Source organism: Propionivibrio sp., from assembly GCF_016790145.1.
Lineage (GTDB): Bacteria > Pseudomonadota > Gammaproteobacteria > Burkholderiales > Rhodocyclaceae > Propionivibrio.
The window spans coordinates 1-5590 of the sequence record NZ_JAEUOI010000145.1 but is presented as its reverse complement, the minus strand read 5'-3'; the positions used below and the strand labels follow the sequence as shown (position 1 = coordinate 5590).

At 60.3% G+C, this 5590-nt stretch carries 5 protein-coding genes; 2 read left to right on the top strand and 3 right to left on the bottom strand.

Features of this window, described 5'->3' with window-relative positions; translation table 11 throughout:
- Positions 1–43 precede the first annotated feature (43 nt).
- A complete protein-coding gene (locus JNM42_RS12030) occupies positions 44–1813 on the bottom strand; it encodes a nitrite/sulfite reductase (protein WP_294270027.1) in 1770 nt (589 codons plus the stop codon).
- Between the two features lie 21 nt (positions 1814–1834).
- The gene (locus JNM42_RS12025; protein ID WP_294270025.1) at positions 1835–2611 is read right to left on the bottom strand and encodes a sulfite exporter TauE/SafE family protein; all 777 of its coding nucleotides are present in this window, start codon (positions 2609–2611) and stop codon (positions 1835–1837) included.
- Between the two features lie 104 nt (positions 2612–2715).
- Here JNM42_RS12025 and cysB point away from each other — a divergent pair, with 104 nt between their 5' ends.
- Together cysB and JNM42_RS12015 are read left to right on the top strand one after the other, a co-directional pair.
- On the top strand, positions 2716–3663 hold the full coding sequence (cysB, locus tag JNM42_RS12020) for an HTH-type transcriptional regulator CysB (RefSeq protein WP_294270021.1): 948 nt from the start codon (positions 2716–2718) through the stop codon (positions 3661–3663).
- A complete protein-coding gene (locus JNM42_RS12015) occupies positions 3647–3973 on the top strand; it encodes a hypothetical protein (RefSeq protein ID WP_294270017.1) in 327 nt (108 codons plus the stop codon). Before cysB ends, JNM42_RS12015 begins: the two co-directional genes overlap by 17 nt.
- A gap of 1 nt (position 3974) precedes the next feature.
- Here the strand turns inward: JNM42_RS12015 and JNM42_RS12010 are convergent.
- A partial coding sequence (locus JNM42_RS12010; protein ID WP_294270015.1) for a diguanylate cyclase occupies positions 3975–5590 on the bottom strand: 1616 nt, incomplete at its 5' end.

The following is a 5590-nucleotide window of genomic DNA, read 5'->3' as shown; positions in this document are numbered from 1 at the left end:
GATCTGCCAGGGGTCGTCGACGATCTGGCCGTTCTTGATGATCCTAGGCATTGGCGACTTTCGTAATCATTTCGTTTGCCGCGGTGCTGGCTACGGTTTTTGTCTCGCTGCTGGCTGCGCTATTCGCTGACCTCCGTTTGTCACGCCCGGCATAGGCGCGCTGCTTGAAGGGCTCGATGCCGATCCGGTCAAAGGTGTCGATGAAACGTTCTTCGGGTGTCCGCTGTTCGATATAAACATTGACCAGTGCCTCGATGACCAGCGGCACTTCTTCGGCGTAGAACGAGGGACCGATTACCTTGCCGATCGTTGTGCTGTTGCCCTGCTGGCCCCCCACGGTGATCTGGTACCACTCCTCGTTGTTCTTGTCGACGCCGAGAATGCCGATGTTGGCGACGTGATGATGACCGCATGAATTCATGCAACCCGAGATGTTGAGCGAAATGTCGCCAATGTCGTAGAGGTAGTCGAGATCGTCGAACTTTTTCTGCACGGCATCGGCAATCGGTATGGATCGGGCGTTGGCCAGCGAGCAGAGATCGCCGCCGGGGCAGCAGATCATGTCGGTGAGCAGACCGATATTCGGCGTCGCCAGCGCATGGGTGCGTGCGATTTTCCACACCGCGTAAAGATCGCGCTTCCTGATATCGGAAAGCACCACGTTCTGTTCGTGGGTGACGCGCAGTTCGCCAAAGCTGAAACGCTCGGCCAGATCGGCAACGGCTTCCATCTGCACATCGGTGATGTCACCGGGGGGAACACCCGGCGCCTTGAGCGAAAGCGTGATCGCCGCGTAGCCTGGAACCTTGTGCGCATGCACGCAGCGTTTGGCCCAGCTGGCGAAGGCCTTGTCCTCCTTCAGGTGAGCCACAAACGAAAGGTCTTCGGCCGGCAGATTGTCGTAAGCGGGGGGGGCGAAATGCCGGGCAACCCGATCGAACTCGGCGTCGGTCAGTGTCGTCGGGCCATCTTTCAGGTGCGACCACTCATCTTCGACCTGGCGGGTAAACTCCTCGATGCCCAGTGCATTGACAAGAATCTTGATGCGCGCCTTGTACATGTTGTCGCGGCGGCCGTAGCGGTTATAAACGCGCAGCACGGCATCGAGATAGGAGAGCAGATGCCGACGCGGCAGATATTCGCGAATGAGCTTGCCGATGACCGGGGTGCGGCCGAGACCGCCGCCGACAAACACCTTCACCCCGATTTCGCCAATCTCACCGTTTTCGCTGCTTTCGTTCCTGATGATTTCCAGCCCGACATCGTGTGCGCGAATGACGGCGCGATCCTCTGCGGCGGCATTGACGGCGATCTTGAACTTGCGCGGCAGATAGGCAAATTCCGGGTGGAATGTGGACCACTGGCGCAGGACTTCGCAATACGGACGCGGGTCGGTCAGTTCATCCGGCGCAATCCCGGCAAACTGATCGCTGGTTATATTGCGGACGCAGTTGCCGGACGTTTGTACGGCGTGCATCTCGACGCTCGCCAGTTCACCAAGGATTTCGGGGGTTTCTTCAAATTTCGGCCAGTTGAGCTGCATGTTCTGGCGCGTCGTGAAGTGGCCGAAGCTACGGTCGTAGCGGCGGGAAATCTCAGCCAGCTTGCGTAGTTGTGCCGCCGCGAGCATGCCGTAGGGAATGGCGATACGCAGCATCGGGCCATGACGCTGGATGTATAGCCCGTTTTGCAGGCGCAATGGACGTAGCTCATCGTCAGAGAGGGTGCCGGCCTGGTGGCGTTCGATCTGGCCGCGATACTGTACAACGCGTTCGTTGATGATCTGCTGATCTATGCTGTCATAGCGATACATGGCTCGTTCCTGTTCAAATCTTTACAAGGTAATCAGTTTGCCGCCGATCAACACCAGCATGCTGGCAAGGATAGGCCGCAAAAAACGATCCGGCACTCGCGCCGAGGCGTGGCTGCCAAGCCAGATGCCGGGTAGCGAGCCAAGCAGCAGGCTGCCGAGCAGCGACCAGTCGACGCTACCGATGGCCCAGTGTCCGAGCCCGGCAATCAGCGTCAGCGGTACGGCATGTGCGAGGTCGCTACCGATAATCCGGATGGTCGGCAGTTTGGGGTACAGGAAGAAAAGTGCGGCAACTCCCAGGGCGCCTGCGCCGACCGAAGAAACAGTGACCAGTATACCGAGCAAAACGCCGATGGCGACAGTGATCGGCGCCTGAAATCGCGTATGCGCCGAATCTTCGGCATGGCTAAGCGCATAACGCTGAATGTGCTGGCGGAAAATGATGGCGCAGGCGGTGAGCAGCAAGGCGACGCCGAGTGAAACCGAAATGATGTGCGTTACCGCCGGACTCTGTTTGGGCAGGTGCGAAAGCGCCCAGACGGTCATCAGGGAGGCCGGAATGCTGCCGCTGGCCAGCAGGCCGGTGATGCGCCAATCGATGTGCCCTTTTCTGGAGTGCACGGTGGTGCCGCCGGCCTTGGTGATTGCAGCATAAAGCAGGTCGGTACCGACCGCCGTGGCCGGATGGATGCCGAACAGCAGCACCAGCAGGGGGGTCATCAGCGAGCCGCCGCCGACGCCGGTCAGCCCGACGATGGCGCCAACGACAAAGCCTGAGAGGGTATAAAGCCAATCCATGGTGCGCTGCAATAATTAAAGTCAGCGCATGTTATCAGCCGATGGCTTGTTCGAAAAAGAATATTCGGTTAGATTGTTAGAACTAATTGTTATTAAGTGTTTTGATGAAGTTACAGCAACTACGTTATCTCGTCGAAGTTTCTCGTTGCGGTCTCAATGTCTCCGAGGCCGCCGAGGTGCTTTACACCTCGCAGCCCGGCGTTTCCAAGCAGATCAAGCTGCTTGAAGACGAACTGGGCGTCATCGTCTTCGAGCGCAGCGGCAAGCGCCTGACGGCGATTACCGAGCCGGGCAAACGGGTACTCGAAATCGCCGAACGCATTCTCCAGGAGGCCGACAACATCAAGCGCGTCGGCGAAGAGTATGCCGGAGGAGATTCCGGCAGCCTGGTGCTGGCCACCACGCATACCCAGGCGCGTTATGCCCTGCCATTCGTGGTCAGGAATTTCATCGAGCGTCATCCCAAGGTTCGGCTGTCGATGCATCAGGGCAGCCCGACGCAGATTGCCGAATGGACGCTCAAGGGCGAGGCGGATATCGCCATTGCCACCGAAGCCCTCGACCAGTATCCGCAACTCGTCATGCTGCCGTGCTATCAGTGGGGGCACAGCGTCATTGCCCCACTCGGGCATCCGCTGCTCGCCGAGCGCTCGATTTCGCTCACCACGCTGGCGCGCTGGCCGCTGATTACCTATGATCCGGCGTTTACCGGCCGTTCGCTGATCAACAAGGCGTTCGAGCGCGCGCAACTGACCCCTAATGTGGTGCTGGCGGCCATTGACTCCGACGTGATCAAGACCTATGTGAATCTCGGGCTCGGGCTCGGCATCATCGCCAGCATGGCTTTTGACCCGGAGCGCGACCTCGGCCTGCAGGCGATCGATGTCGGCCATCTCTTCGGCTCGAATACAACGCGTATCGGCTTGCGGCGAGGCACCTACATCCGCCAGTACGAATACGATTTCATTGAACTGTTTGCCTCGCAACTGTCAAAAAAGGCCGTCGACAGGGCGATGGCGGGTCTTGGAGTCGACGATGAATATCAACTTTGATCCGGCCCGCCGGCCGGGCCTTCTCACCCAGGGGCTGACGGCGATTGTCGGCCTGGTACTGCTGGCGGTGGCCTTCATGTTCTCGCTCGTCTTCTTTGCCCTTGTGGCGGTTGCCGGCCTGGTCTTCTGGATGTATTTCTGGTGGAAGACCCGCGCCTTGCGCAAGCAGTTGCGAGAACGTATGGACGAGCCGGTGCGCGCCCAGGATTTCGAGCCGCCGGTTTCCGGCCCAGCGGCGGGCGGAGAGATCATCGAGGGCGAAGCGGTTCGCGTGGTGGACGCTGGCCGGCAACTCGATCAAGCACCCTGATTCAGCCAGGCGGCGACGCCACCACCCGGTTGCGCCCACCCTCCTTGGCCTGATACAAGGCCGAGTCTGCGGCCTGAATCAGAGCCAGGCCGTCTGCTTCCGACCCGGTGGCAATGGCCACGCCGACGCTCAGGGTGACCGGGATCTTCTGCGCTTCCCATTCGAAGGCGGTTTTCTCGACCTGCATGCGGATACGTTCGCCAATCTGCACGGCGATACGCAGGTTGGCGTTGGTCAGGATGGCGGCAAACTCCTCGCCGCCATAGCGGAAAACCATGTCCTCGGCACGCGAAGTGCTACGCAGGATGTCGGCCAACTGGCGCAGCACGGCATCGCCCGTCGCGTGGCCAAAGCTGTCGTTGATCCGCTTGAAGTGGTCGATGTCGAGCATCAGGCAGGCCAGCGGCGCGCCACTGGACTGGGCGAAGATCAGCTCCGACGCCAGAAAATCCAGTCCGTTGCGGCGATTGGGAAGCTGCGTCAGGGTGTCGGTCAGCGCATCCTGCAAAAGCCGCTTCTGGGCAACGGCAAACTCGTCGGTCGAGCGCATGATGCCGAGGCGTTCTCGATGGATTTCATCCTTCAGAATCAGCATCCGGGCCGCCGTATTGAGATGCACGCGCAGCGTTTGCGCATTCAGGGGTTTGACCAGCACATCGTCGGCGCCAGCATCGATCGCTTCAAGGATTCGACTCTCGTCTTCCGGCGTCGCCAGAAGCAGGGCATAGCATTCCTTACCCGTCGGTGTCTGTCGCAGGCTGCGACAAAAATCAGTCGACTTCATGCCGGGCATCGACATGTCGGCGATGACGATCTGCGCCGGACGGCGCAGCGCCTGGGCCAATCCTTCCGCCGTATCATCAACCAGCACAGGCTGGTGACCAAGGTTCTCGATCTGCAGCATCAGCGCCGTGAGTTCCGGCAGCGGGATGCCGATCAGTTGAACGAGCAGGCACGGCGAAGGGGCGCGCCGGTTCTCGGTGTCGGCGGCCGTTCCCATTCGGCGCAGGGGCGGACTGGCCGCAAGAATTTCGGCAAAGGGCGGAATGTCCTTGGTACGCACCTGCAGTTTGGCGCCCCATTCGCGCCAGCGCTCGACCATCTTGTCGACCAGCGCGTTGAGCGTTTCGCCACCGATGCCAAGACGCGCCGCACGGGCCAGCAGAGCCGGCAACAGACCCCAGCGTGACTCCTCATCGACCATGCAGACATGCGCCAGCGAACTGGCAAAACTTAGCGAATGAGTCAGCGTCTGCACCCGGGATCCATCGGCAAAACCGGCGGCATCCGGATTCTCGTGGTGGTAGGCCGCCTGGATGAGCACCTCGGGCAGGCCCCACTCGTCGAGCAGGGTGGCCGCCAGCTCGTGGTGATCCATGGCAAAACGTTCCTGCTCCAGCGTCGCCAGGTCCAGGCGCCGATCGCGCGCGGCAAGCAGGATTTCAGCATATTCGTCGGGAAACAGCGAGGCCAGAGCCAGTTCGCCAACCCTTGCCAGAAGACCGATGGTGAAGATTTCCTCACTTGATATCTGCGCGAAATGGGCAAGTTCCTGACAGGCAATACCGGTGGCCAGAGAGTGCCCCCAGAAGCCTTCGTAATCGAAGGCCGAGCACA

Excerpts from the sequence above, each read along its gene's own strand:
- JNM42_RS12030 (WP_294270027.1), bottom strand. The coding sequence starts at position 1,813 with ATGTATCGCTATGACAGCATAGATCAGCAGATCATCAACGAACGCGTT.
- JNM42_RS12025 (WP_294270025.1), bottom strand. The coding sequence starts at position 2,611 with ATGGATTGGCTTTATACCCTCTCAGGCTTTGTCGTTGGCGCCATCGTC.
- cysB (WP_294270021.1), top strand. The coding sequence starts at position 2,716 with ATGAAGTTACAGCAACTACGTTATCTCGTCGAAGTTTCTCGTTGCGGT.
- JNM42_RS12015 (WP_294270017.1), top strand. The coding sequence starts at position 3,647 with ATGAATATCAACTTTGATCCGGCCCGCCGGCCGGGCCTTCTCACCCAG.